The organism is Mycetohabitans sp. B8 (genome assembly GCF_021991875.1).
Taxonomy (GTDB): Bacteria; Pseudomonadota; Gammaproteobacteria; order Burkholderiales; family Burkholderiaceae; genus Mycetohabitans.
Genome location: NZ_JAHLKR010000018.1, coordinates 200,835 through 226,252 on the forward strand (window position 1 = coordinate 200,835; position 25,418 = coordinate 226,252).

19 protein-coding genes and 4 pseudogenes are annotated in these 25,418 nt (G+C 62.2%); 8 read left to right on the forward strand and 15 right to left on the reverse strand.

Annotated elements, in window-relative coordinates; all coding sequences use genetic code 11:
- Positions 1 to 561 precede the first annotated feature (561 nt).
- A pseudogene (locus KQH60_RS10315) lies at positions 562 to 870 on the reverse strand (transposase); the annotation flags it as partial.
- Positions 871 to 1,365: 495 nt separating this feature from the next.
- Between KQH60_RS10315 and KQH60_RS10320 the strand changes: the two are divergent.
- Positions 1,366 to 1,827: pseudogene (locus KQH60_RS10320) on the forward strand (GNA1162 family protein); the annotation flags it as partial.
- A 1,157-nt stretch (positions 1,828 to 2,984) separates the two neighbouring features.
- Here KQH60_RS10320 and KQH60_RS10325 read toward each other — a convergent pair.
- The 7 genes and pseudogenes from KQH60_RS10325 to KQH60_RS10355 form a co-directional block, all read right to left on the reverse strand.
- A pseudogene (locus tag KQH60_RS10325) lies at positions 2,985 to 3,438 on the reverse strand (transposase); the annotation flags it as partial.
- A gap of 296 nt (positions 3,439 to 3,734) precedes the next feature.
- Positions 3,735 to 5,585: an alpha/beta hydrolase gene (locus tag KQH60_RS10330; RefSeq protein ID WP_237576362.1), complete on the reverse strand. Its 1,851-nt coding sequence runs from the start codon at positions 5,583 to 5,585 to the stop codon at positions 3,735 to 3,737.
- On the reverse strand, positions 5,582 to 8,092 hold the full coding sequence (locus KQH60_RS10335) for a glycoside hydrolase family 2 protein (RefSeq protein WP_237576363.1): 2,511 nt from the start codon (positions 8,090 to 8,092) through the stop codon (positions 5,582 to 5,584). Before KQH60_RS10335 ends, KQH60_RS10330 begins: the two co-directional genes overlap by 4 nt.
- A gap of 71 nt (positions 8,093 to 8,163) precedes the next feature.
- Entirely contained in the window at positions 8,164 to 9,267 is a 1,104-nt protein-coding gene (locus tag KQH60_RS10340; RefSeq protein WP_237576364.1) for a DUF1839 family protein, read from the reverse strand.
- Positions 9,267 to 10,232 carry an amino acid--[acyl-carrier-protein] ligase gene (locus tag KQH60_RS10345; RefSeq protein ID WP_237576365.1) on the reverse strand — a complete coding sequence of 322 codons (966 nt, stop codon included), beginning with the start codon at positions 10,230 to 10,232 and terminating at the stop codon, positions 9,267 to 9,269. Before KQH60_RS10345 ends, KQH60_RS10340 begins: the two co-directional genes overlap by 1 nt.
- Positions 10,232 to 11,485, reverse strand: a complete 1,254-nt coding sequence (locus tag KQH60_RS10350; protein ID WP_237576366.1) for an acyl-CoA dehydrogenase family protein — start codon at positions 11,483 to 11,485, stop codon at positions 10,232 to 10,234. Before KQH60_RS10350 ends, KQH60_RS10345 begins: the two co-directional genes overlap by 1 nt.
- Positions 11,482 to 11,733: an acyl carrier protein gene (locus KQH60_RS10355; protein ID WP_041754897.1), complete on the reverse strand. Its 252-nt coding sequence runs from the start codon at positions 11,731 to 11,733 to the stop codon at positions 11,482 to 11,484. Before KQH60_RS10355 ends, KQH60_RS10350 begins: the two co-directional genes overlap by 4 nt.
- A gap of 154 nt (positions 11,734 to 11,887) precedes the next feature.
- Here KQH60_RS10355 and KQH60_RS10360 point away from each other — a divergent pair, with 154 nt between their 5' ends.
- Positions 11,888 to 12,049, forward strand: coding sequence for a hypothetical protein (locus KQH60_RS10360; RefSeq protein ID WP_237576367.1), 162 nt, complete (start codon positions 11,888 to 11,890; stop codon positions 12,047 to 12,049).
- 380 nt (positions 12,050 to 12,429) lie between these two features.
- Here KQH60_RS10360 and KQH60_RS10365 read toward each other — a convergent pair whose 3' ends face one another.
- Positions 12,430 to 12,609 (reverse strand): hypothetical protein, encoded by a 180-nt coding sequence (locus KQH60_RS10365; protein WP_237576368.1) that lies wholly within the window; start codon positions 12,607 to 12,609, stop codon positions 12,430 to 12,432.
- Positions 12,610 to 12,797: 188 nt separating this feature from the next.
- Positions 12,798 to 14,552, reverse strand: coding sequence for a hydrogenase maturation protein (locus tag KQH60_RS10370; RefSeq protein WP_237576369.1), 1,755 nt, complete (start codon positions 14,550 to 14,552; stop codon positions 12,798 to 12,800).
- Between the two features lie 727 nt (positions 14,553 to 15,279).
- Here KQH60_RS10370 and KQH60_RS10375 point away from each other — a divergent pair.
- Positions 15,280 to 17,073 (forward strand): acetoin dehydrogenase E1 component beta-subunit, encoded by a 1,794-nt coding sequence (locus tag KQH60_RS10375; protein ID WP_237576370.1) that lies wholly within the window; start codon positions 15,280 to 15,282, stop codon positions 17,071 to 17,073.
- A gap of 234 nt (positions 17,074 to 17,307) precedes the next feature.
- Here the strand turns inward: KQH60_RS10375 and KQH60_RS10380 are convergent, their stop codons facing one another.
- Both KQH60_RS10380 and KQH60_RS10385 read right to left on the reverse strand, forming a co-directional pair.
- A complete protein-coding gene (locus tag KQH60_RS10380) occupies positions 17,308 to 17,601 on the reverse strand; it encodes a hypothetical protein (protein ID WP_237576371.1) in 294 nt (97 codons plus the stop codon).
- 66 nt (positions 17,602 to 17,667) lie between these two features.
- On the reverse strand, positions 17,668 to 19,641 hold the full coding sequence (locus KQH60_RS10385; protein WP_237576372.1) for a glycosyltransferase family 39 protein: 1,974 nt from the start codon (positions 19,639 to 19,641) through the stop codon (positions 17,668 to 17,670).
- 50 nt (positions 19,642 to 19,691) lie between these two features.
- On the opposite strand from KQH60_RS10385, the gene KQH60_RS10390 reads away from it, so the two are divergent.
- The 3 genes and pseudogenes from KQH60_RS10390 to KQH60_RS10400 form a co-directional block, all read left to right on the forward strand.
- Entirely contained in the window at positions 19,692 to 20,036 is a 345-nt protein-coding gene (locus tag KQH60_RS10390) for a superinfection immunity protein (protein ID WP_237576373.1), read from the forward strand.
- A 5-nt stretch (positions 20,037 to 20,041) separates the two neighbouring features.
- Complete coding sequence (locus tag KQH60_RS10395) at positions 20,042 to 20,293, forward strand: hypothetical protein (protein ID WP_237576374.1); 252 nt, start codon at positions 20,042 to 20,044, stop codon at positions 20,291 to 20,293.
- A 270-nt stretch (positions 20,294 to 20,563) separates the two neighbouring features.
- Positions 20,564 to 20,711 (forward strand): annotated as a pseudogene (locus KQH60_RS10400) (chromate transporter); the annotation flags it as partial.
- Between the two features lie 156 nt (positions 20,712 to 20,867).
- On the opposite strand, the gene KQH60_RS10405 reads toward KQH60_RS10400, so the two are convergent.
- Positions 20,868 to 21,101 carry a hypothetical protein gene (locus KQH60_RS10405; RefSeq protein ID WP_237576375.1) on the reverse strand — a complete coding sequence of 78 codons (234 nt, stop codon included), beginning with the start codon at positions 21,099 to 21,101 and terminating at the stop codon, positions 20,868 to 20,870.
- Positions 21,102 to 21,168: 67 nt separating this feature from the next.
- Between KQH60_RS10405 and KQH60_RS10410 the strand changes: the two genes are divergently transcribed.
- Entirely contained in the window at positions 21,169 to 21,783 is a 615-nt protein-coding gene (locus KQH60_RS10410) for an alpha-ketoglutarate-dependent dioxygenase AlkB (RefSeq protein ID WP_237576376.1), read from the forward strand.
- 257 nt (positions 21,784 to 22,040) lie between these two features.
- Here the strand turns inward: KQH60_RS10410 and KQH60_RS10415 are convergent, their stop codons facing one another.
- The gene (locus tag KQH60_RS10415; protein WP_237576377.1) at positions 22,041 to 23,435 is read right to left on the reverse strand and encodes a GntP family permease; all 1,395 of its coding nucleotides are present in this window, start codon (positions 23,433 to 23,435) and stop codon (positions 22,041 to 22,043) included.
- Positions 23,436 to 23,893: 458 nt separating this feature from the next.
- On the opposite strand from KQH60_RS10415, the gene KQH60_RS10420 reads away from it, so the two are divergent.
- Positions 23,894 to 24,391, forward strand: coding sequence for a hypothetical protein (locus KQH60_RS10420; protein WP_237576378.1), 498 nt, complete (start codon positions 23,894 to 23,896; stop codon positions 24,389 to 24,391).
- A gap of 107 nt (positions 24,392 to 24,498) precedes the next feature.
- On the opposite strand, the gene KQH60_RS10425 is transcribed toward KQH60_RS10420, so the two are convergent.
- Positions 24,499 to 25,347 (reverse strand): hypothetical protein, encoded by an 849-nt coding sequence (locus tag KQH60_RS10425; protein WP_237576379.1) that lies wholly within the window; start codon positions 25,345 to 25,347, stop codon positions 24,499 to 24,501.
- Between the last annotated feature and the right edge of the window lie 71 nt (positions 25,348 to 25,418).

Consider the following 25,418-nt stretch of genomic DNA (forward strand, 5'->3'; position numbering starts at 1 on the left):
GCAGCCTGGACAGAATAATGTGCCGGCTCGAATTGCGTTGCACCACAAACGTTTTTCGAGGCCAGGAGCGAATATTAATCTGCTCTAAATCGCGCTGCAATAGCCTGCAAAAAATTATATGTTTGCTTACACCACGATACGATGAGCGGGCAAGCGCACGGGCATTTGATTAACGTGAATGAGTAGCGGTAAACCGTGGACTGGGGGCTCTGCGGGCACCTCGACATACATTAGGTATTTGAAACAACCGTCCTATTGTCATTCCATTATCACGAAAATGCGGCACGATGGATGTCGCGTGGCTGCGGCATATTGAATTTTGAAATAATTCAACGTAACTAATTAGTTCGTTCTGAACAATTCGCTTTGCTCTGCGGCAAGTTCATGCCGCTGGCACCATGTGAGCCTCGCGATCGAGCAGAGCAGCCCGGATCAGGGCGTAAAAAAGCCGCAGCTTCCTGAGCATCATGCGCAGGTTGTGGCCGGCACCGCATAGCACCACATGGATGGCATCGCCTAGCGCCCCTTTGAGCCAGTTGCGATCGAGCTTGCCGTCTGCTTTATCGGCGCCCGGGTCTGCAAGTACGTCTCACCCGTAAAAACTTGCCAGTACGGGTTCTTCAGCCACTGCCAGACCACGTCCTCGTCCGACAGGTCGAAGGCGTGCTGCAAGTACAGCAACCCCGCGATCAAACGCGGCGACGTTGCCGGCCGGCCGCGGTGCGACACGAAGCTCGCGCTCATCGCCGTGCTCAATCGGTCCCAGTCGATCAGATCAGCCAATTGCACCAACGGATGCTTCAAGTTGATTTGCTCGCGCAGCGGCTGGCGGAATACATCCCCCTCTGGCACCGGCGTCTTCGGACCCATTCAACCCTCGTCGAGATTTGCAGGAAATTCACGCCAATATGCCTGCCTCTTGCAATTCCCACCATACCATTTCAGCTTCCCAGTCTTGCTGCATAGGCCTGGACGGATTGTTCAGGTCCGACTAGCTAGGATTGCTTGCATGGCGATGAATTAAAGCACCCTGACGTGGACGCCGCGCTTCTATTCACGGCACTGCGGCAGCCGGGATCCAGTCATTCAGAGGGGCTGGGTCTTGTATTTTCAGCGACCGCGCATCGGTGCGCCCGTCACGCCGCAGCATACCTTGATGGCGAAGCGCTTCGACCAGCTTCATACGCGCAGTGACGACCACGGATTTTTGCAGGCGGAGCACCGTGGAGGTTTGCCGTTCCTGCCGCCGAGTATTCGGCGCACACGAGCAAGCGCGATTTCAGTTGGGCGTTGACATCGCACGACCCAGCCGAGAAAATCTCGTTGTTTAGTAGCACGTCGTAAATACTTTTTCCATTGCTCATCGGATACTATGTGGTACCGGTGACGCCCATGGAGGAAACGTTCAAGTACAACGGGCCGACCACGCCGACGGATATTCAAGGTGTCACGCCCGCGAAGCTTCGCGACATCTTCGGTGCTGACGCAGCGCTCTATACGAAGGTCAAGCGATATGGCTGCGTCTACACCGTGCTCGACAGTAAGACGGTCGTGGCAGCATCGGCCTAGCTTGTTAATCTGAAAACCGGCGATGTGCTGTGGCAGGGCGAGGGGCGTGCTACCGGTGACGAGGAGGGCGCCAACGTCAACGTCGGTGCATTCGGATTGATCGACATATTGGCACAGGCCGCGATCAAGCAGGTTGCGCATACGCTGTCCGACGACAGCGTTGACGTCGCGAATCTGGCGAGCCGGCGCCTGTTGTCGGCCGGGCCGCCGGCTGGCTTGCTTTACGGGCCGCGCTCGCCGAAGTACGGAACCGATTGACAGCCGCCCCTCGCTGCGTTTGCCGCACGAAGCGCGGTGTCGCGGTTGAGATGCGCAGCGGACTATTTTCGGGCGCCCAGCCATCGGTGCGGCGGTATCGCTACTTGACTTCGTGCGGTGGCTATATTGCTCCTTCGATCCACTTTCGGAGTCTTTTCGATGGGGCAATTCATGAGCAGCCTGACACGGGGCAATGGGGCGTCGCTGGAAAACCAGCATGCAAGGACTGCGGAATCGACGCAACAACAGCGCACGTCGGCTCCGGTTCCAAGCCAAGCTAGTACAATGGAATCTCTGCGGGGGCTGCCGAGCCAAGCGGAACAGCGGCCCAATTTGGCGAGCCGGCGTGGCCGTCCTCTTGGGCCAATCGATACCGGGAGAGCCAATGCGTTATGGCGAAATGCACGGGATCGACATAATGCCCCCAGCATCCCAGAGACCGTGGAAACGCCGGGCGACGGCGTTTCGCCTATGCTATGGGAGCGGTCCAGGCGCGACGGCTACGGGGCACCCGGCTCATCGTCGCCGGATATGCCGCCACTCACTCACGCCTCCACCCCCGAGTTTTCGATCAATGCTGCGTTTCAGCACCCGCCGGCGGCTCAGCCCGTGAGCACGCCGCCGGTGTCGCCGTCTCTGACCCAAGGCACGCCGCTGTTTAATGACCAGCAGCGTCGAGAACTGGAAGATTTCTTCCGGAGTATCGAATAGCGGCCTATCCGACGCCCAACGATTCCAAGCAGCGATATTGTTCAACTGAAGCAATCGAGACCGTTCTCCGAAATGGAAACGGTCCGAAAAATCAGACAGGTCAGAATCACCTGTCCGAGCGGCGAGACTTGGTTATGTCCACATCCTTGCGGGGATTGGCCTAGGAGTGCACAAGCAACTGGATTGCTGGTGGTCGTGTGCCCTACCATCTGGCCGGCCGGGTTTCGCCGGCGTTCGGCGACCGTGGCGATCGCACGACGTGCACGACGCCGACGATGAGGCAGCCATTCTGGCCGCCCTGCAGCTCAACGCGGAGAAGTGGAGGGCATTCAAGTAACCGGCAGCAGGGCTTACAAGGACTGCTGTGCCCGCCGGCCGTCGTGATGGCTCGCGTGGACAGTGAGGGTGAGCAAACTATAGTATCGCTAGGTACCACTCATTGATATCACTGTCGTCTCGACAATCATTCGCTTTAGGCTCGAGGTCTTGATGATGTGGGCCCGCTTAGCCGCCTCGATTGTCTCGGCTAGCAGTTCTTCAATGCCCGCTTCGCCCAGCCGCTTGCGCCAGCGCGTCAGGCTCGACGCATCGATCGGCGCCCGAGTCTGCATGTACGTCTCGCCCGTAAAAACTTGCCAGTACGGGTTCTTCAGCCACTGCCAGACCACGTCCTCGTCCGATAGATCGAAGTCGTGCTGCAAGTACAGCAACCCCGCGATCAAACGCGGCGACGTTGCCGGCCGGCCGCGGTGCGACACGAAGCTCGCGCTCATCGCCGTGCTCAATCGGTCCCAGTCAATCAGATCGGCCAGACGAACCAACGGATGCTTCAAGTTGAACTGCTCGCGCAGCGGCTGGCGGAATAAATCCCTCCTCTGGCACCGGCGTCTTCGGACCCATTCAACCCTCGTCGAAATTTGCAGCAAAGTCGCCTCAATATGCCTGTCTCTTGCAATTCCCACCATACCGTTCCAGCTTCCCAGCCTTGCTGCGTCAGCCTACACGGATTGTTCAGGTCCGGCTAATTAACTTGCTCTTAGTTGACGCGACAAATTCTGCTAGGATCCGCTAATCGGTCGGCGCTGATTGAGTTGTGAGGCAAATGGTAGATAGCTGACGCCGGCGCGCGGCCGACGTGGCAGCCGCAACGGGTCGTGGCGTCAGGCCCACGCATGGCAATACATTCGCAAAGGTAGCTATTGGACATGCATCGAGGCGGTCGCCGAACGGGGGCCGGTAGCGGGTGCTGGTCTAGGCAAGCCGCTCATGCTGCTAGGTTCGGTGCTCCAGTGCATCAACGTGTGTATGCATAATTCAATGACCGCATCGGCGCCTTGTACCCCGTACACCGAATGATCGAGTTGCGCGATGGTTTGCACGTCGATCTGCCTTTGCCTGCGGAACGCCCGGTGAGCAGGCCCGAAGTGGCGCGATAGCTCGTCCAATCCCGGGTCGAACTCGCCATAGATCAAGAGTGTTTTCACTCCACGGCGTGCCAACGCGTGTATCATCCCGCGCTCGGAGTGAGCCGGTGGGCGCCAACCCGCCCGTTCGAGCAGCTGCATTGCCGGCACGCGTAGCTTGGCGGTCGCCAGCCGCACGAGCGCCTTGACAACGGGACGCAGGTCACGCCGGCGTCGCAATAGGCTTTTCCACTTCCGCAAGTCGCGTGCTGACGCGAGGTAGCCGCGTGCCGAATTGGTCTGCTGAGCCATCGCGTCCGCGAGCGTCAAGCCGGCCGGCCAGATGAACCGGGGCAAGTTGATCCCGATCATCCCGGTTACGGCCGTCGAACGCAACGCGGCTTGAAGCGACGCATACGCACCCGAGCAGATACCGAGCGCCACGACATCGCGGTATCCCTGCTCCGCGAGCCAGTCCGCGGACGCGACCACGTCCGCCACGGCTTGTTCGGAGTACGGGACGACGGATTGATCGTCCAGCGCGCGGGCGCCACTGTCGCCGACGCCGCTCACGTCCACGCGCAACGAGGCGATGCCGTGGGCTGCGAGTTGCCGCGCGATACGCACCGCAAGTCGTGCATCGGCACTGCGGGGATTAGAAGCTGTCGTGGCGAACAGCAACGCCGGCATGCCCGAGCGGCCAGGCGTCGGGGTGGCCGGTCGGCACAGCGTTCCAATCAGCGGCGCGGCGCCGATCTGCACGGTGCTCTCGGTGGCATCGGGCAGCACTAGGTGCGCGCCCGCCGTACGCAACGAAGCGGCCGGTTCCGGCATGGGCTGCGCCACGGGGGCATCGGGCCTTTGCCGTGTGGCGATCCATGCGACGCCCGCTTCTATGGTGGCGAGCGGCAGTCGGGAGCGGATGCCTTCGATCCATGTCGTGGCGGATTCGGGAAACGACTGTACGGTGGCCTGGACGCCGCGGGCCTGCAACGCCTTTTGCAGCACGGCACTGTCACCACGATCGGTATCGATGAGCAGCACGGAGTGTGGTAGCGAAGCCGCACTCCCGACGGTGGCGCACAGGTCAATGGCCCGCAACGCGGCGACGAAGTCAGCGGGATAGCGATGCCCGAGCACGCTCAGACATGGCTCTCCAGCATGGGCCTGCTGCACCGCGGGGGGCGTCGTGTCCAGCCATTGACGCTCGACCATGGCCGCTTCGCGCATATAGAGGCGCCCTCGCACGACGGGCGACAGTGCGACAAGTGCATCGACCCGCGCGGCGGCAGGTGTATCCATCGTGCAAGCCAATAGCGCCATGGCGGCACCGGCGCGCAGGCCGACCAGCGTGACATCGGTCAGTTGCGCATGGGCGCGCAGCGCGTGCACGGCCCGGCCGATACTGGCAATGCTTTTGTCAAACCGGTCGCTGTCCAAGTCGTCGCCCGCCGAGTCGCCGCAGCAGGGGTAGTCAAACCGCAGTGCCCAGATGCCCTCGTGCGCTAGCCGCTCTGCCAGCGCACGCATCAGCTTGTGGGTCCACAGGCCTTCGTGGCCGACGGCAGCGCACAGCACGACACCCCGCGGCGAGCGTCCTTCGTGCAGCCATCCGACGCAATCATCGAATGTAATCGGTATCACGATGGTTTCCTCAAGCGAATGATTTTATTGGAATTGACTGCACGTATTTCGATCATCCCCGGGCCGTCGTGCGTGCCCGAATGCGAGGCCCCCGAGTGAGATGACACAAGAGGAGGGTGCAAGGGTGTCGATTCCGGCAGCAACGGGATAGACACGTTCGCGCCGGGCGCCAGATGGAACCAGTCGTCCTTCGGCAGCAGGCCCGACGCGGTGATCTGCACGTAGCGCGCGCTCGCGCGCGTGCCGACGTTGACCCACCATTGGCCGTCACGCTGTTCCAGCGACGCGTTCAGACCGATATCGGCGCGCTCGAAGACGGCCGGCGCGGTACGTTCCGGGAAATAAAATGACTGCGCGAGCAACCGGTCTTCGTGGTCGTACAGCGACGCGATGACCGTGTCGTGTTCGCGTGGACCAAACCGGTACGCGTAGGTGAAGTCGAAGAAGCGCCCCAGGCACTGCGCCGAGCTAATCTGGAGCGTACCGTGTGGTTCGATATGAAGATCGCAACGCGCCCGTGTGACCGGCACGGCGGCATCACGCAACGCGACCAGTTCCAGCCGTCCCTGCAACGGGGCGGCGCCGTCGTTGAACACGTGCACGTCCAGTCCATTCAACCCTTCGTCACACAGGCACACCTGTTGCGGCTGAAGCACATGCTTAAGTGCATACCAAGCCGACTTGGGACGCCGGAACGCATCCACGATGCCCCATCCAGCGCCTGGCATCACGTCCTGAAATTGCCAGAGTAGTGCGCCCGTGCAGCTGGATGCAGCGCGGCGCCATTCCACCAGTGTCTCGGATACGACGTCAGCGAGCACGGCTCGCGATAGTTCGAGGTAGCGTGACGGGTCCTGTCCTCTAAGCCGCGCCGGGTCTTGCCCATACAATTCGCGCAAGTAATGATCGCGCACGTCGTCGAAATCCCATGGCGCGCCGGGATCGCGCGGCACAGCCGTTTTCCATGCAGGTTCGTGCACCGACGGCGAACCCATTGCGGCGAGCGTTGCATCCGCGGGAACGTGTGCAAACGCCAGGCATTCGCTGGCGAAGCGGACCGCGGCGCGGCGCGCATCGTCTAAGGGCCGTAGATAGGCGCCGACACCATAGTAATGCGAGATGCCCGTGCGGGGATAAAATGGCAGTATCTGCCCGGACGGCGTGTCCAATATGTACGGTACGTCGCGCCGATGTGTCGCGGCAAGCTCGGCGAGCAAGCTGTTGGTCAACGGCATATCGCGCTGCTCGTCACTCAAGCCAACCATTGACGCCTGCTGCGCGATTTCGCTGCCTCCGCATAGCACGGCCAACGAAGGGTTGCCCGCCGTGCGCGCGAGAAACTGGCTGGCTTCCAGCGTCACCGAGGTGACGAAATCAGGCGCAGTGCACGGATAGTCGAAATTGGCGAACATGAAGTCTTGCCAGACCAGCAGGCCCAGTTCGTCGCACGACGCATAGAATGCGTCGTCTTCGTAAGTCATGGTGCCCCCGACGCGAATCATGTTGAAGCCCGCGTCTCGGGCCAGCGTCAACCACGTGCGATAGTCGTGCGCCGACACGCGCAACCCCAGCGGATCAGCGGTGCTCCAGCACGCGCCCCGCACGAAAATTGGCAGCGCGTTGACGGACAATGCGAAGCCTTGGCCGTCGTGGCCGCGCGTGGCCTCGAGGGTGCGGAATCCGACGTATCCCAGTGCCACGGTCGTGTCGTCCAGGTGCAGCGAGACAGCGTAGCGCGTCGGCTCGCCATGCGTGTGCGGCCACCATCGCCTGGCGTTTGGCACGGTGAGCCGCGCGCGCAGCGTGAACCGGTCGTGGCGTCGTAGACGTACATGATGGCCCCCGCAGTCCAGGACCGCGTCCAGATGGCTGGAAACCGGTGAGGCGAATGTGATGGTCGCGTCCACGATCCCATCGCGGTCTTCGATCGAGGCGCTCAGCTTGTGGTGCACGATTTGCGCGGCCGTATCGGCGTCAGCGTCGATGATGGTCACAGCGCCCCATGGGCCGATTGGCTCGATGCGCGGGAACCAGCCTGGCATGTGGCCAAACAGCGAGATTCGTACCGCCCGCAGCGCCGGCGCATCGACCAGACGCGTGCGCCAGCGGGCACGGCGGGGCGCGGGCATGGTATCAAGGTGGCGGGCCAGTGACCGAAAACAGAGGTACAACGCGCTGTCCTCGGGCAGCGGATCGATGCGCACCTGTTGCGAGACGAACATGTTCGTCGACTGCCGCAGCAACGTGTCGTTCAGCCAGACCTGCGCGATGCCCGCCAACCCGTCAAACCGGATCAGGCGGGCGCCGCCGCGTCGCAGCGGTAGCCGGTACCAGTGGTCGTATTCCCCCAGCCGGCTCGCATCCAGCGGGGTGAGCCGGTTCGCGGCCGCGAGTGCCTGGCCTACGGTTCCAGGCACGGGTGCGTCGATCCACTCCGATGCATCCGCCGATGGCAAATCGCGTGGCCGGGTGGCGGCGTTGGCCGGGGTAGTGTACAAGCGCCACATGGGCGAAGCCGCGCGCCCATGAGCAGGCCCGGGACCGGCGGTGCCGCGTCCGGCGGGGGCAGGCTGCAGGCTCATTGCAGCGGTGGCCTGGCATCGGGGCAGGCCGCGTTCGCGCGTTGCAGCCGTGGCGGTGCGTCGTTGCCGCCCAATTGCGCACCCAGTTCGTCAATCAACGACCCGTACGCGTGCTCGATGATTTCCAGCGTACTTTCGCAACGGTCTTCGTTGCGTCGCGCGCAAGCCCGGGCGAGCCGGAATTCGAGCACCATCGCCTCGGAGGCGATCGTGTCGCAGGCGGTCACGCAAGCGGAAAAGGCCCCGGTGCCGTCGGTACCGTTCGCATTGGGCGCATCCAGCCATCGCAGGCAGCGGCCCAGTAGCTCGAAGTTTGCACCGAGTTGACGCAACGTGTTGAACGAATACGAATGGAAGTACGAAATCGGGCGCGATGCGATGACTGCAACGTCCTTGGCCAGCGCGGCCCGGAACGCGGCGATCGGGCTACTGGCGGGACGGCGCTTGAAGTGTCGCGCCAGTAGTGAAAGTGCGGCTTCATGCAGCGCCGGGCCGCGCAACGGCTCGAAGCGCCGCTTCGCGCATTCGACGTAGGGCACCAGCGACGCACTGGAGTCGATGCCGAACAGCCCCCGATAGTCGTCGCCTGTGGCCCGATAATATCCGGCGTTATGGAAATAGCCGATTTCGCCGGCTTGCAAGTCGATCGCGTCGATGCCGATGGTCGTCTTCGTGTGCTCGCGTTGATAACTGATGCCACGGGTGTCGGGCAGATGCCACGCGTCGACCTCGACCAGCATCACGTTGCCGCGCCGGACCTGCTGCTCGATATGGTATGGCAGTGGCTCGAAGATGGCGTGTTCTTGCACGACAATTCCGTACAGTCGCTCCAAGTCTTCCAACGGCACCTTGAAAAAGGTGAATTGGTCTCCTTCGAAGTCCTGCGTGACGGTGAACGGCAGCATGGCATGGGGCTCGAAACCCCATTGCGATAGCAGCTCGATCCACAGGTCGACGTAGCAGTTGGTCTGCTTCCAGACCATGGTCGAGCCATGCAGCGCGTGCGGGTGATAGCCCGCCAGGTCGCGCGACAACTTCATCGGCGGCGCCAGTCGTGTGCGTGTGTCCGGCGCGGCCATGGGCGAGACGACGTCACTCATTAGCGCCCCCACAGCGCGTTGCGTACGGATTCCGGCCACCCCTGCACATCGAACCCGTGATGCTTGAACAGTCCGAGCGCGAGGCGTTCCATGCCGAAACCCACGCAACCGGTATGCGCGACGTCGGCCTCGTTTGTCTTGATACCCCACAGCAGGCCGAAGTGGTCCATGTGGTAGTTGAAGCTCAAGCAGGCAGTGAGCCGGGTGTCGCGCTCGATCGGCACCAGCATTTCGAATTTCAAGTTCTGCTCACGCTGGCTCGACGCAGCAATGCGGCCGCCGCGGCCAAAAAAGGGGTCGTTGGCCAGGTCGACTTCGTGTGGCAGCGCCAGCCTCGCCATCATCCGCTTGCCGCGCTCGATCCACTCAGTGCGAAATGCCAGGATCTGCTCTGGCGTACCCAGGCGCACATACTCGCGCATGCGAAACAACTGCATCCGGGTTGCGTCCAGCGACGGCTCGTGGCGGAAGCAATACGAGAACAGATCCAGCGTCTTGCCCTGCGGTGGCAGCGCGCCGCGCCGCGCGATGACCGGATAGGCGGGATAGCATGCCGCCGGTGTCATGACCACGTAGGTCGGCTTTTGGAACTCGGTCCAGTCCTCGCCCCGGTCCAGGCATTGCAGTACACGTTGATGCTCGTGCTCCGAGCCGCAGAAGCTATGGATCGTCCCGGCGAGCTGCGGAAATCCCTTCAGGTATTCGCTGTGCTCAAAATCGGTACGGTTCATCGCGGGCGGAAAGCGCAGTACCTCGGCGTGCTGATCGGCACCCAGGCGCGTGACCAGTGCATCAATGGCCTCGACCACATTCTCGAACACTTCGCTTCTGCCATACAGACCTTGCACGCCCATCGGGATTAGCAGGCCCGTGTCCACGAGTGCATCGCGTAGTGCGTTCACGCCGTGCCGGTCATCGATGTCGGACGCGTGCGAGGGTGGGTTTTGCAACGAGATATCGCCCATTATTCCCTCTCCAGCGAAGCGGGCCGTTGCGCCAGCAACAGGCTGGCCGTATTGGCATCGATACGGTCGTTATTGATCATAAGGGGTGCAGAATACAGATCGCGAATGTGCCGGCTCAGTGTGAACGGCGTGCCGTTCTTGTACGCCGCCATGCCGCAGATCATCACCGAGTGCATCACGACCTGTAGCGCGGTGGTGGACACGTAAGTCTTGAGCGTGTTGATCTGAGCCGCGTCGGCCATTGTTTCGGACCACGAGCGCGTGGCCGAGGCGCCAGCGCGCGCGTAGATGCGCAGTGCGCTGTCGATGCGTCCCTGCATGGCTTGCAGCAGGCCGAGGGCTTCGGCAATTCGGCTACCGGCGGGTGATGTGCCGGTCGGCTTGTCTTGTGCCTGCGTGCGGAAGTAGCGATGCGCGCGAGCAAAAGCGTCGCTGGCGATGCCGGTCCACAGCGACGACCACAGAATGTGGGAAGCCGGCACCATCGTGTGCTCGGCGATCTCGCCGAACGGGACGGGGAAGACCTGTTCCTGGCGGCCGCGCGACTCGAGCACGAAACCTTCGCTGCACGTGCCCCGCATGCCAAACGTATCCCATCCGCTGCGGTGAGTCAGAGTTGTGTCGTCTTTCAGGAGCGTCACGAGCACTTGCTCCACGGCCGGCGCGTCCGGCGAGCGCCGGGCGGTCGTCAGGATGGCGTCGGCATAGGCGCCGTAGGAGATCGTCGGCGTGAGCTTGTGCAATGTGAACGCGCCGTTGCTGTCGGGTTCGATCGCGCAGCGGCTGTTGCGCAGATTGCCGCCCACGCCATCTTCGGACGTCGCGGATGCCAGCAGCCACTCATGCTTGGCAACCTGTCGGAGAAACCCGCGATGCCACGGTACCGACATCGCGTGTTCCAGTACGCAAATCACTTCGATCTGGTGCATCGCATAGATCATTGCGGCGGACGAGCACGCGTGGCCGAGGATGCGGCACGCTGAAGCGACGGCCTCTAGCGACGCGCCCATGCCGCCCAACTCGACGGGTACCATCGCGCCGAGCAGCCCATGCTCGCGCATGGCGTCGATGGCTTCGCTCGGGAACCTGGCTTCGCGGTCTACGGCATCGGCGAAACGCGCTGCGATTTGCGCCACCGCGAGCGCGGCTTTGTCCAACGCGCGCTCGCCGGCGCCCGACGGGCGCGCGTCAGGCTTGGGCAATGCAATCGCATACACCGGCTCACCACCGTTGGCGGATTGGATCGCGCTCATGCGGATTGCACGTCGCGCTGCAATTGCGAGACGGCCTCAGCCAGTGAATCGATGCTCTGGAACAGATGGCGATTCAGCATGCGGTCGGGAATTTCGATGTTGAAGTGCTTTTCAATCGCAAGCATTAATTGAATCGTATTCAGCGACGACAAACCTGCTTCGTAGAGGTCATCACTGTCGGAAAGACGGTCAACGGATAATTCCAGATGAGCGACTTCCTGGATAATCTGTCTTAATTCATTTTTCATCGGATGCTCCGGTATCAATCATTTTCTGGCTCGGGTGGTTCAAATCCCGGCGGCGGCACTCCCCGTGCGCGAAGCTAGTAGACCAGTCCGTACTTGCGAGATCTGTGCGGCACCCGACAAAACGCCGGTGCTTCCACCAGCGCGAAGAAAGTGCGTGACAAACGCCGTGCCTGCCGCGCAAAGAAGCACCGTGCAACGCGATTTGGATGCACTGCACACCACGGTGGAGCGCCCATCGGCGGCTTTGAACAATAAAAAACGGTGGCAGCAGGTGCAATGGGTGGAAAAGAGACGGTATATCGACTTAATGGTGTGAATAGTGAAGCGGGCGGGAAAGTCCGCTCGAGCGCGGGTTATTGTTGGGTGATGATTGCGGCGTTCGACAGGAGTATTGAGCGTAGTATTGACGGGTGCGGCGTATGCCGGCGCAGCACGTGCCTCGTCATGGTCCCGCAGCCTAGCCTGAGGACAGCACATGGGGGCGATACCGGTAAGCCGTAGACGCATATCACGGCCAGGTTTAGCGCAAGCGAGCGTATAGATGACCGTGGCCACGGCATTGGCCGTGTCATGGAAGCCGTTGCCAACCGCGAAGCCAGCGCGATCGTCGATCGTGCAGTGCTTGGATGTCGGAATCGTGACACCCGCCGCCTGGCCTGGCTTGCCGCGCAGACGGCGGGATGCGAGCGGGATGGATTACCCGGCTTGCCCGCCACCGGTGGCGCGACGCTGAAGTGGCTTGCACGACAGCCGGCTGCGTAATGCGTCGCGCACCGCCGGCGTCGCGCTGGGCGTGAGCTCGAACGCGTACGCGATGCCATGCAATGACATCAGCACGGCCAACAAGATGGCCAACGGACGAAACAGGTTACGCATGCTTGCAGCTTACGGGCTGGACAAACTTCGGCCTGTACGCCAAGCCACAATGCAGCATGCTGCGATGCTTGCGTGCGGTATTACCTGGGCTGCGTCGCTGGTCGTCACGCGCGGGGCGCTGATCGTTGCGCAGTGTTTTGCAGTGTTGGCCGCCGCTGCGGCGCCGATGGCTCCGTGTCGTCCCGCCGTTATGCTTGAATGGGCGACGGCTCCTGCCGGCGCTGTGTATCGTGCGGCTGCCGCCTGCCGAAGTCGCCGAGCAGGTGTGGCGGCGTGGCCGCACACGAGATTTTGTGAACGAATTGGTAGCGCAGTGCGTGGTAGCTGGCACTCGGATCGTCGAATGTTGCCTTCATCCGCTGCAATTCTTCATCCCGATAGGCTTGCAGCGGTTTGCGCCGTTCGTCCATGCTTCGCACGCGTGCCTTGATGTTCAGGTACGTTGAGAACCGTTCGTCTTGCGCGATCGCCTGGCAATGGCGCACCAGTAAAGCATGATATTCGCTCCAATCCTCTGGCAGCACGTGGTCGACGAGGTTCATGCCCAGCGCTTCATCCGCCATCACCGGCAAGCGTGCGTCGACTAGGGCCTTTGCTCGCTCGGCGCCGGTGCGACGCGGCAATAGATAAGTCCAGTACTCGGAGCCGTACAAGCCCATCGTTTGGTAGTGTGGATTGAGCACGACGCCGCGGCGGGCCAGCACGAAGTCGCATGCCAGCGGCATGATGGCGCCGCCGGCGCCGGCGTTGTTGCGCAGCGCGGCGATCGTGATCTTGCGTTCGGTGAGCAGGATGGTGCGCACCAAGTCGTTTATCGCATGGATGTTACGCCACGACTCGCCGGCTGGGTCCGGCGAGGCCTCGATGCAATGCAAATGGATGCCGTTGCTCCAAAAATCGTCGCCACCCATCAATACAATCACGCGCACGTCGTGGCGCCGACTGAGCGTGTCAAGCGCATGAGTCAGACGCGTGCATTGGCTGGTGCTCATCGCGCCGTTGTGGAAGTCGAATTCGACGTATGCCACCCGATGTTCGACGTGGATGCGGATATCCTCGATGGCAGGCGAATCTAGGTCGGGCAACTGCTCGAGCCAGGCTGCGTTGCCGAACGCGGCGTGCAGCGCTAGCATCGCCGGAAGCTTGATGCCGGAGCCTGGGCCGCGGCTTCCCGCCTTCATCTGCTTGATCCATACGGCACCGTCCCGCGTGGCGCGGCACACCGCGCCGTACCGCTGACCTAGCCATGCGCCCGGCGTGGCATTATGGGCGATGTCCCTATCTGCCACCGCACCGAACAGATACACCGGCTGGCCATGGATCTCGTCCCGCACGCCGGGGAAGCCGTCGGCCGCATGAATGCGGTTGATAATCGTATCGGTGCTGTCCGTGCTCCAATCAATGCGGCGTGCATCCTGTCGCATCAGCACGTGGGGACGGCCCTTGACCGACGGGCGAGCGTAGTCTTGCGGACGCGGTCGGAACCTTGGATCCGCAAAATCGGCCAAAGCCTGCCGGATAAGCTTCACCGCGCCGGGTATGACATCACGTCGATAGATGCTGCCTTTGCTGGCCGTGCGCATCGCAAACCGGTGCGTTCCCCACACATCGCCGCCGTCCATTTCGGCGTTGGCTTGCAGCAGGGTAACGCCCCATTCGGATTGCCGGTGAGTAATTGCCCAATCCAATGCGCACGGTCCCCGATCGCCCTCGATGCCCGGGTGGACGACCAGGCACGGCCACGCGCGCCATACCGTGTCGGGAATGCGATGCTTCAAGAATGGACAGATGATCAAAGCCGGATCGACCTGTGCGGCGCGAGCCAGCATCGTGTCTGGGTCCGGCGACAATTCAATGCAGACGCGATGCTCCAGTGCAATGAGTTCACGATGAACACGCTGGACCATGCCGTTATAGGCTGAGGCAAACAGCAGAATATCCAAGCGTCCCCCAGTTGATGTTGCGATATCGAGCAATCAGAAACGCGAATACAACGTCAAGCGTAGCAATCCCACCTCGCGCGACGACGGGGATGCCGAAGAAAGCGACTGGAATGCGAACGGATGGGCGTTGAAACGGCGTTGTGTGGCGCCTGAACAAATAAAAGATCCGCTTTCGGAATTATCGACCGGCAATGCTCGGATGTCCGGAAAAATATGCCGGGCCAAGCTCAACTGAACTGCCGAAACCTCAGTGCAATGGATGTGGAGCAGGCACACCATGCCGACTACCGTGATGTCGCGGTAAATTAGTCAGTATCGCCTGATGATTTAGCAATCCAAAATAGACTAACCCAATTTGTACTATACCAATAAAATCGGCGTGCGTGACTTCATTAGTTCACATATTTCGCCCAAATCGTTATATAAGCAACGATTGTTTCCTTATTGATCTTTACTTGGCGCTTCGCGCATGATACGTTTCGCGCCTCAATACTTTCAATTGCATTACATGCAGTTCAGCCAGCAAATGAGTTGACGTGCACACCGGTGCCGAGGCAGCTATTGCTCCGCGTCTAACATTTAATCGAAGACCATTGGTCTTTTTTAAAGGTTATCCGATTCGTCGGAGGGCTGCTTTTATCCACTTAAAATGGTGACCATCATGAAAATGAAATTAAATAAATGTCTTAGCCGGTTGATTAAGCCAGGCCGCGTATCCTCCCGCGCCATGGCGATCGCTGTTATGCTGTCTATGAATGCGTGTGGCGGAGGGGGCGGCGAGTCCGGTGTCGGCGACGCCATGGTTGCCGGTCAATCCGAGACGTGGACCGCGACCGCCCATGCTTCGGTGCTGTCCAAGAAGCCGGTTTTAGTGCCGCCCAAAAAGCCGGTTTCGGCGCTGTTTGAGGAGCCGGTTGCAGTGCCGTCTGAAAAACCGGTTTCGACGCCGTACGTGGAGCCCGTCACGACATATCATCCAATGCAGCACGGTGACGAAACACTGGCTTTAGCGGCCACCGCCGGCATGGTTCCTGTGGAGGGCGCATCCGAAGACGCCCGGATCGTCTACGTAGCCTATACCCAACGCGATGCGGAGCCCTCGTCCCGTCCCATCACATTCTTTCTTGGTGACAGCGTTCGAGATGATCCGCTGCGTTCCGCCGGCTATCTGTTACTGGCGTCGGTCGGTCCTATCGTCGGGGGCCTTTCGGGCCAAGAAAATTGGGATCGATATGACAACCTTTCTACGTTGCTCGACACGTCCGATCTGGTTTTTGTCCATCCCATCGAATCGGGCTCTCATGGGGATTTTTGGGGCAACCTTCATGCGGGTAGGGCGGCAATGCGTTTCATCGATACCTACCTAGATACGAATCACAGGCGTGGCTCGCCCGTGTACCTTGTTACCCACGGTGCACGCGTGGCCGGTCATGCGCTCGATTTATTGAAGACAAGGCCTCACGGGTTCGCCGGCATGGCATTTATCTCGCCTGTTTTGGGGCCAGATGGGCGTGCCGAACATCGGGAACCGCCTGCCGAGATATCCTGGGAACTAGGCGTGCAATGGCTTGTACATTTGGACGGCGACCTTGACTTTGACGTCGCGCGTTATTTGTCTGCCGAGTTCGATCGCCTCAGGCAACCGCCGTACGGTGGTGCCGGCGATGTCCAGCGTTACGCCCATGAACCGTTCTTCGTCCAAGGTAGTGAGGCACCGCCATGGTCGGCAAACCGGCTGGTCGATGCGTTGCCGGTAGCCGACGCGCCTCGTCTATTCATCGCCTACGGTTCGGACGTCCAGAAACAGGCGTTTTCGTCTGAACTGAGTAGCCTGAATGCGCATCCCGCACAGGCCAATCGGATCAAGGTGGAAAGCTATCGCGGTTTTCCGGAAGGTGATTCACGGCGAGACTTGTTTTATTTGGACGAAGTATCGCGGATGCGACTCCGAATAGGCCTCCAGTGGCTTTATGCGTCGCGTGACGAGGCGTCGGTTGACGATTTGTCACACAACGAGAAGCCAAGTCGAACGACCGAGCGATCCGATGCATTGCCGCAAGAACGCGATGGCGGCCTGGAGCTGGGCAAGGTAAGTGATACGACGCGCGACCCACTGGCGGACAGCGTACTCGAGCAGCAGGAGAGCGGGATATCAACGCCGCACCAATCGGACCGCGATTGGCTTGACCCGCTAAGCAATCCGTTCTTGGAAGGTCTGTCAGAGGACGAGTGCCTCGAACGCGCGTGCAAGTTGTCCTCTGCACTGCTGCAGGAAGCCGAAAATTGTTTGCAGACGGGCACGACAAGCGACCCAAAAAGACGACAGTCGACCGACAGTGTTTTTGCGCAGGACGACGGCGCGTCCAATTTGTTGCGGACCAGCGTATCGGAGTCGACGGCGTGCGCTCAAGGCGATACGCGCAGACGGGGCTCACGGCTAACGCCGATTCGTGTCGTGCCAGAAGCCACATCGTCGCTTTGGCATAACCTACCGACGCCGCCAGCCTCGCCCGAGAAATAACCGCCCAACGGCGTGCGTAGGCAGCGTGCGCAGGAACGCGCACGCTGCCATACAGCGAAGCGCTGGCGACACGCCCCCATGCCACTGGCGGCCGGTAAACCGGCCGGGATTCAACCCAAGCCTGCTCGTGGGGGGGAACCCGCTGTCGAGCCAGGCTTCAAGGCATCAGCCGCTGCGGCTTCCGTCGCCGTTGCATCGGGGCGGCCAACGCGCGCGCGCCGCGTATGGCGCGCGTTACAGCGGCGTCGACACGCATTCGGGCAGCGTCTCGGCGCTCGCCGACACGCGCGAGCGACGGGTAAGCGGTCGCGTCGAACTAGGGTCGGTGCGCAGGCTGGGCTCGAACTGGATATCCTGCGTTTCGTCGAGCAACTGTTGCAGCGACGCGAGATCCACGACCGTGTCGGCCCGTCGGCAGCCGCGCCATGCCCGTCGTCGTTCGTGCAGGATCCGATAGGAGCGTTGGTTCAGCGCGGAAAACTGTGCGATATCGTCGCCCGACAGGTGCGACGCGATTGGCTGGATCACCTCCGGCGGCAGGTCGTCATAGGTGGTCCGGCTGGTCCGCTCGTGCCTGTGCCGCGGCTTGTGTGCCTACGAGCGCGTGTCGTCGCGCACGAACATGCGCAGGCGCTCATGCGTATCGCCTTGGCGGGCGCCTTGCCACACGCGCTTCCAGCCGTCGTAACCTGTGTCCTGCATCGACATGTCATCCTGCACGATCAGCCAGCGGCAGGCGCTCGATGTGGCCATGTCGGGCGGCACGGGCTGATGCACGATGCCGGTCACGTATTCGAGCATCGGCGCTTCCGATTCGCCGAGGCCAATGCTGGCCATGCAGTCGCCGCTGCGCCAGTTGGCATGGAGCGACGCGGCCAGTTGCTCGAACACCGGCGTATAGCTCTTTGCGCGGTCCAGCCACGGCAGCAGCAGCGTGAAGACAAGCCCCCAGGCAAGCGTCACGCCGGCGCACCAAACAAATGGCGCCTGGGCGGGTCCGAGCCGTCGTGCATATCGGCATGCGGCGAACCAGGCGATGCACAATGCAAGGGCCAGCGCCACCGCTGGCGGCTGGAACGGAACCACGTAGTCCAGCGGCAGCCACTTTTGCAACCACCGGGCGGCGCCGTGCGCCGCGATCGGTCGCATCATCACCGCCCAAACGAACCAAGCCAACGCGCCGAACGCGGTAAACAGCACGAGGCTCAGCGCGCTCCATCCGCGTCGCAGCGCAGCGGGCAATTGGGTCACGCCATCCGCGCCGAGCACGGCGAGTGGGGCCACGAACGGCAACAGATACAGCACCCGTGCGGTCGCCGACAGGCTCAGCAGTCCGATGCCGAACACGCAGAAAATGAGCGCAATGCCGGTCGCCGGCTCAGTGATCTTGCGCCAGCCGCCGCGCGCGAGCGCATACAGAGCCAGCGGACCACTCGGAATCGCGCCGATCAGCAGCGCGCGCAGCACCACCGCATGATCGTTGTCGGAGCCCAGCCGATCCACCGAAAAACCTAGAAAGCGGCCCACGTTGTTGTCCCAGAACCAGTCGACAAACAGCTCAGGCGAGCGATGGGCGAGCAGTGCCGGCCAGACGAGAAAAAACGGCATGCTGAGCCCCACCGCGACCACGACCGCCGCGCCGTAGCGGCGCGAGCGGCACGCGGGCATGAGCGCCGGTAACGCGGTGGCGGTCAGCGCCAGCACGCCGGGGATGAACAATCCCTTGGTCATCTGCGCGATGCCGGTGCCGACGCCGAACCATGCCACGTCGGCGAGCGTTGCGCCGTGACCGGCCTGCATGCGCAGCACGATCCGGTACAAGCCGTACAGTGCGCAGACGGTCCCGGTCACCAGTGCGACGTCCGTGAACAGGTCGTGTGCGTGCTTGACCATGATCAAGGTGCCGCTAAACAGCGATAGTGTGATAAGCGTCGCTTGCCATGGATCACGGCACTCATGCGCCGCCGCGCCGCCGGTATGACCCTTGTCGCGCGCGCACAGGCGGCTCCACGCCGCCAACACCAGCAGCGTGACGGCGCCGCATAGCACCGTCGTGAGCCGGGCGCCGTCGTGCAGCGGCAACCATCGCGACAGGCTCCCGGCTATTAGCGCCGCGACCCAGTAGTACAGCGGTGGCTTCTCCATGAACGGCTGCCCGGCGTTGATGGGGACGATCCAGTCCTTGCCGTGCAGGAACGATTGAATCACGCCGAATGAATAGGTCTCGTCTTGCTTCCACGGCGCGTGGCCGAGTATGCCGGGCAGCAGGTACAGCAGGGCGGCGAGCACGATAAACGCGGTGCGGCGCGGCGAGCGGTGCGGCGCGGTCCATGGGCCGGTGGCCGACAGCGCATCCGGCGTTGGCGCGCCTGGATGCGCGCCGAGAGCCGCCTGCTGCGGCGTGCGAGTGTGTTTGAACTTCATAAAGCGTTGTGAGATGGCACTGCCGGTTTTGACGTCCAGGTCGAGCGGCGGGAGCGCCGAGCATACAGCAAGTCGCTCTGCCCGTTGGTCGAATTGCGGTTCGCGCGCCTGTGCGTCGCGGCTTCGGCGTTCGGCGCCGGGCATGGCCAGTCCTCGTGCTGCGACATGGGGCCGGCTCGACTATAGTGTCGGACATGAGGATCACAATCATTCAACTGGTCCAGGCACTGGCGACATTGCTACTGTATTTTGCACCGTCGATCGTGGCCGACCGGCGCCAGCGGCCGGACACGTTGATGCTGGCGCTGTTCAATTTCTGCCTGGGGTGGACGGTTCTCGGATGGCTGCTTGCGCTGCACTGGGCGCTTGGGCCGGTCACGCGTGCAGTCGATGTCGGCGAGTTGACGGCGCGGCGACGCACGTCAACCATGCGCATGTTGTCGAGCAGCCTGACGCAGCGCGCTCGGCGCACGGATGCGCGCGACGCCCAGCGGGACGCGGACGTCAAGGCGGCGCGGGCGCGCCGCGGTGAATTCTGAACCGTATGTTTACCGTATGGTTGTCCGAGGGAAACCATGGCTACGACGCGCAGCGCAAAAAGCACGCTAATAACGACTCGCGGCGACACGTCGGCGGTCTCGCACGAGACCGTCAAGCCGGCGCGGTGCGTAATGGAGAGACGCCACGGCCGGCCACACCCTCCGGCGCGCAGCCGCTGGAGCCGCACGGCAAGCCGGCGCAGCACCGGGATGGTAGGCGCGCCGTGAAGCAAGAGGACAAGGGCGCAAGGAAGTAAAAGGCCCAGAAGGTGGCTCGCGACGGCTTCACGATGTCCGAGGCTTGACTAAGAGCACATCGCGTAACTCAAGCAGGTGTGTCTCAGCGAAGGCGTGCAAATCAGGCAAAGCGAATTGCTGCACGCGGGCCTTGATGCGTGGCAGGCGCCGCCACTGACCAATGTGCTTTCGGCCTCGACTTCGATCGAGACGGTGAAGACTGCCCGCGTGGCAAAGGCTGACGGCATGACACGGCGAGCCGTGGGGCCGGGTCAGCGAGTAGGGATTCTGCCGACATCGTGGCGCTGTGCCAGTTCATGCCCGGCTCATCGAGCAGCCAGGTGAGTATCGCGGTCGGGTGGTGTCGGGGTGGACTAGCGGGCGCTGGCTGCCTGGCGCGGGTTGACGCTGCCGTGCGCGTTTGCGATGGCGATGTTCGGTTGGCTGGTCCAGCGCTATGGACAGATGCTTGGATGGGGGCGGCTGCCCTCGGGCTGTCGCCGACTACCTGCTGCGCGGGCGGTTGCCGCAGTGCGAGCCCCCGCGAGATGCGCCGCATTCACCCCATAGCGTCGTGCACGCTGACTGCGGCGCTTAGCCCAGGCCGTCGAGCATTGAGTTGAGCGCTTCGTCGAACGCTTGTTGGGCGTTCTCTAGTTCCTGCAATGCCGCGTCAAAGGCATTGAGCGCGAAACCCGATGGGCGGCCGTCGCCTTCAGGCGGGAATTGTTTCTGCAGCGCGGCGAACGCACTTTGCACGCCAAGGGTCGCGGTCACTACGCGCTGCATGGCACGCGTTTCCGCTGCCCGGATCTCTTCTACCGACATGGTGTGCATCCTGAATGGTTGAATCAAAAGCGATACTATCAGGGCTCATGCGTTGTTTCGTCATTCTATGCTGCTGGATCTTTTTGATGACGTTCCGAAACCGGACATAAACTGGTATCCAAATTGCCTCACGCCTGCCATGGCGGCGGACTCGCTGCGCCAGCTCACGGACGAAGTCGCGTGGCGGCAGGACTGGATCAACACGCCGCGCGGCCGCATCCCGCTGCCGCGGTTGACCGCGTGGCAGGGCGATCCCGATGCCATCTATGAGTATTCTGGCATTCTGAACGTGCCGGCACGATGGACGCCCACGGTGCTGGCGCTGCGTCGAATCGTGGAGCGCGTGGCCGCCACGCGATTCAATAGTGTATTGCTCAATCGCTACCGTCACGGCAAGGATGGCATGGGTTGGCACGCCGATGATGAAGCGTCGCTGGGCCAGCAGCCTGTCATTGGATCACTCAGTCTCGGGGCGGCGCGCACCTTCGAGTTGCGCCATAACGCGACCGGGGCCGTGCATGCGCTCAGACTCACCAGCGGCAGCTTGCTCGTGATGCGAGGCCGGACACAGGCTGAATGGAAGCACCGCGTGCCCAAGGCTGCCGGACTGGCTGCTGAACGGATCAACTTGACTTTCCGTTGGTTCAAACCCACGCATCGCACGGCGGCCGGGCGGGCGTGAACACGGTGTGGGCGCCCACGCCAGACGCACATAAAAAAAGCGCGGCGATCAAGCCGCGCCAAAGATGAAAAAGACTTGGATTCCGCTCGTAAAGCGGTAATGCGTAGTCTAGACGAAAAAGTGCGCGAGATAAGCGAACACATTCAAAAAACTATGCTGGAAGTCCGCTGGGCTTCCAGGTTGGAACCCGTTGGACAACCGATGCGGACTTTCAATCCGGCCGTATCGGTCACCGAACGTGACGTCGCGAAACTGCGCTAGCGGATCGCATAGAACACCGCGATCACGAAGAACACGGCAAGCGTCTTGATGACGGTGACCGCGAAGATGTCGCGGTAGGATTCGCGGTGGGTCAGGCCGGTGACGGCCAGCAGCGTGATCACCGCGCCGTTGTGCGGCAGTGTGTCCATGCCGCCGCTGGCCATGGACACGACCCGATGCAACACGTCCAGCGGAATCTGGGCAGCCTGTGCGGCCTCCACAAACGTGTCGGACAATGCAGCCAGCGCGATGCTCATGCCACCGGAGGCCGAGCCGGTGATGCCGGCGAGCGAGGACACCGAGATCGCGGCGTTGACCAGCGGATTGGGAATGCTGCGCAGTGCGTCGCTGACCACCAGGAAGCCGGGCAGTACCGCGATCACGCCACCGAAGCCGTACTCCGATGCGGTATTGAGCGAGGCGAGCAGCGCACCGGCCACCGCGGCCTGGGTGCCGCTGGCAAAACGCTCGCGAACGCGAGTGAACGCGCTGAGCAGCACCAGCACGATGCCCAGCAGCAGCGCGCCCTCCACTGCCCAAATCGCAATCACTCCCTTGGTGGTGATACTCAGCGGTGCGTGCACGCCGGGCAGCACGTTGGGCGCTACCGTATATTCGGCGCCATACCATTGGGGGAGCAGTTCGGTTAGCGCGAAGTTGGCTACTCCCACTAGCACTAGCGGCGCGATGGCCAGCGCGGGATGGGGCAGGCTTGCCGATTCGACGCGCTCGGGCTCGTTGAGCAGCGAGGTGCCGTAGCCTTCGCCGCGCTTGAGGGCGGCGTGCCGGCGCCATTCGAGATAGGCCAGCCCCATGACGAGGATGAATGCTGCGCCAATCAGACTCAGCGCCGGTGCAGCCCAGGCGGTGGTCTTGAAGAAGGTGGTCGGGATGATGTTCGGGAGCTGTGGCGTGCCGGGCAATGCATCCATCGTGAATGAAAACGCGCCTAGCGCGATTGCGCCGGGCATCAGTCGTTTCGGGATGTTGCTTTGCCGGTACAACTCAGCGGCGAATGGATACACGGCGAACACCACCACGAACAGCGACACGCCGCCGTAAGTGAGCAGCGCGCAGACGGCGACGATGACGGCGTTGGCGCGCGAGCGGCCGATGTACTGGATGGCCGCGGCTACGATCGACTCGGAGAAGCCGGACAACTCAATGACCTTGCCGAACACGGCGCCGAGCAGGAACACGGGGAAGTAGAGCTTGATGAAGCCGACCAATTTCTCCATGAAGATGCCGGAGAATACCGGGGCGACCGCGGCCGGGTCGGTGAGCAGTACCGCGCCCAATGCGGCCACGGGGGCGAATAGAATTACGCTATAGCCGCGGTAGGCGGCAAACATCAGAAACGCCAATGAGGCGATCACGATCAAGAACGACATGTCGACTTCCGCTCCATGATGGCCTTCGAAGGCCACTTGTATGATTTCCCTTGTAGCACCCGTGGCGCGGTGCAACGCTGGCTTAAGCACGACCGTGCCGTTGCGCCGCAAGCCGCATTGCACCGGTGGCAACGGGCACCCCAAGGCCAGTTGTATCGATAATCGACTGGTGATGATGCCGCAAAGCGGCAATATTGTCTCACGATGCCTGTATGACGGAGTCGGGAACGCGGGTTTCGACAGGCACTTAACATCGCTCGGGTATCTGATATCTAATATCCGGCGTTGATACTGGCACCGGCACCGGCATCGGCACCGGCACCGGCACCGGTATTGGTATCGGACGGTGGAAGCCGTGCCGATTGCTGATAAAGTTTCGGATCCTGGTTTGATGAAGTCGTGAGGTGAATGTGGCAGTGTTGCAGATTTCCCGGCATAGGCGGCCGATCGCGGCCATAATGATCGCCGTTGCGGCATTGGCGTGGCTCGGCGCGTGTGCGCCGATCGCCGGCCAGAGCGGTGCAGGTCTCGCAGGCACGGCGGCGCCGACTCTCGCGGCGGCACCTGGCACCGATGCCGCGTCGTCGCATGCCGCAAAAGGACAGAATGCCCTGGCACGGGATATCGTGGTAGGCGGTGATTTGGGCTATCACGTCACGTTGAAAATGACTCCCCCGGCGCAGGTGTGCGATGCTGATGCGTTCGTCGATGGCGTGCGAACAGGGTATATCACCACCTGGAACGGCCTGGTTGCTGCCTCCAGCGGCGCGCCCAACAACGGCGTATCGCACCGGCCGGTGTTCGACCCGGCACCCGTCGCGCCGGCGGAGGCGCGTTACCGATTACAGTGGAAAGGCGGCCCTGAGCCGGCCAATGCCTGTGCGGCGTACGGCTACCAGATCGGCAAAGTCATGGGTACCCGCCAAGCGTATATCGACGCGCGCGGCGCTTCTTGATCGTAGCGCTTGCGGCCATTTCCCAACGTGGTAAGGCAAGCGTCGCCAAGCGTGCATAAGGCGGGCGACAGGTGCTGCCTCAAGGCGCCGCCGTTGAGCCGTCATCGTCAACGATGGCCAACGATGCGGTCCCAGCCGTGCCGGATCGACGCCTTCAGGCGGTGCCACCCGTCGCTCGCAGGGGCAACCCATGATGCACCGCGCGTGGCGCATGCGCTGCCGGCCTGTGCGGCTGGGCGATTCAGTGACTGGCGACAGTGGCTTACCAGCGGGTCGGTGAGCCCCAGTTCGTCGGTCAGAGAGCGCACGACGTTGTTGTCGCCGGTCTTGTCCGGATCGCGTGGCGACGTGGGCTCGGCACATGATGCATCCGCACGCGCCACATTTGACGCGGCCGGGTGTGCGGTGTGGCCCGTGAGTACCTTGTCATTTTGTGGGGGGATGATGTGGCTGCCGACGTACCGTGCGCCGGCGAACAGCAACGTGTCTCGCGCCATCGGCACCTGCAGGTGCGCGTAGACGTCCACGCTGACTAGTGCTGATCCATCATGCAACGCTTGCCGATACCGGGCAGCCTGAAATGGAAAGCGTTGGTGGTGGAACACGGCCGCAAGCCATTGCTCGATCGACTCCCACGGAAGATGGACTGGCCACTCGTTAGCGCTTGCCGGCGTCTGGGCATCACGCGTGACCGGTGCCGACTGTCTGTTGCCGCGCGGCGATGGCGCGTCGCGCGCAGTGTGCGCGGCGGCCATCCCATTGCGCGACGCAGCGGGGGGCGGCTCGGGGTGCGTCGCCGTTTCGACCTGTTGCCAATTCCCGCCGAGTGGGCGCGCGCTGCCACTCGCGTCATGGATTGTGATGTCTGGACGTGGGAAGCCGGCTTCGGCCAATGCGTGTTCGGCCCGCATCGCATCGTTGCGGTTGTCGAACACGCCGATCAATGTGTGCTTCATTTCACTACTCCATTGGGCGGATGTCCGTTTATGCAACGAGCGCGCAATTTTCAGGCCCAGTAAAACCTATT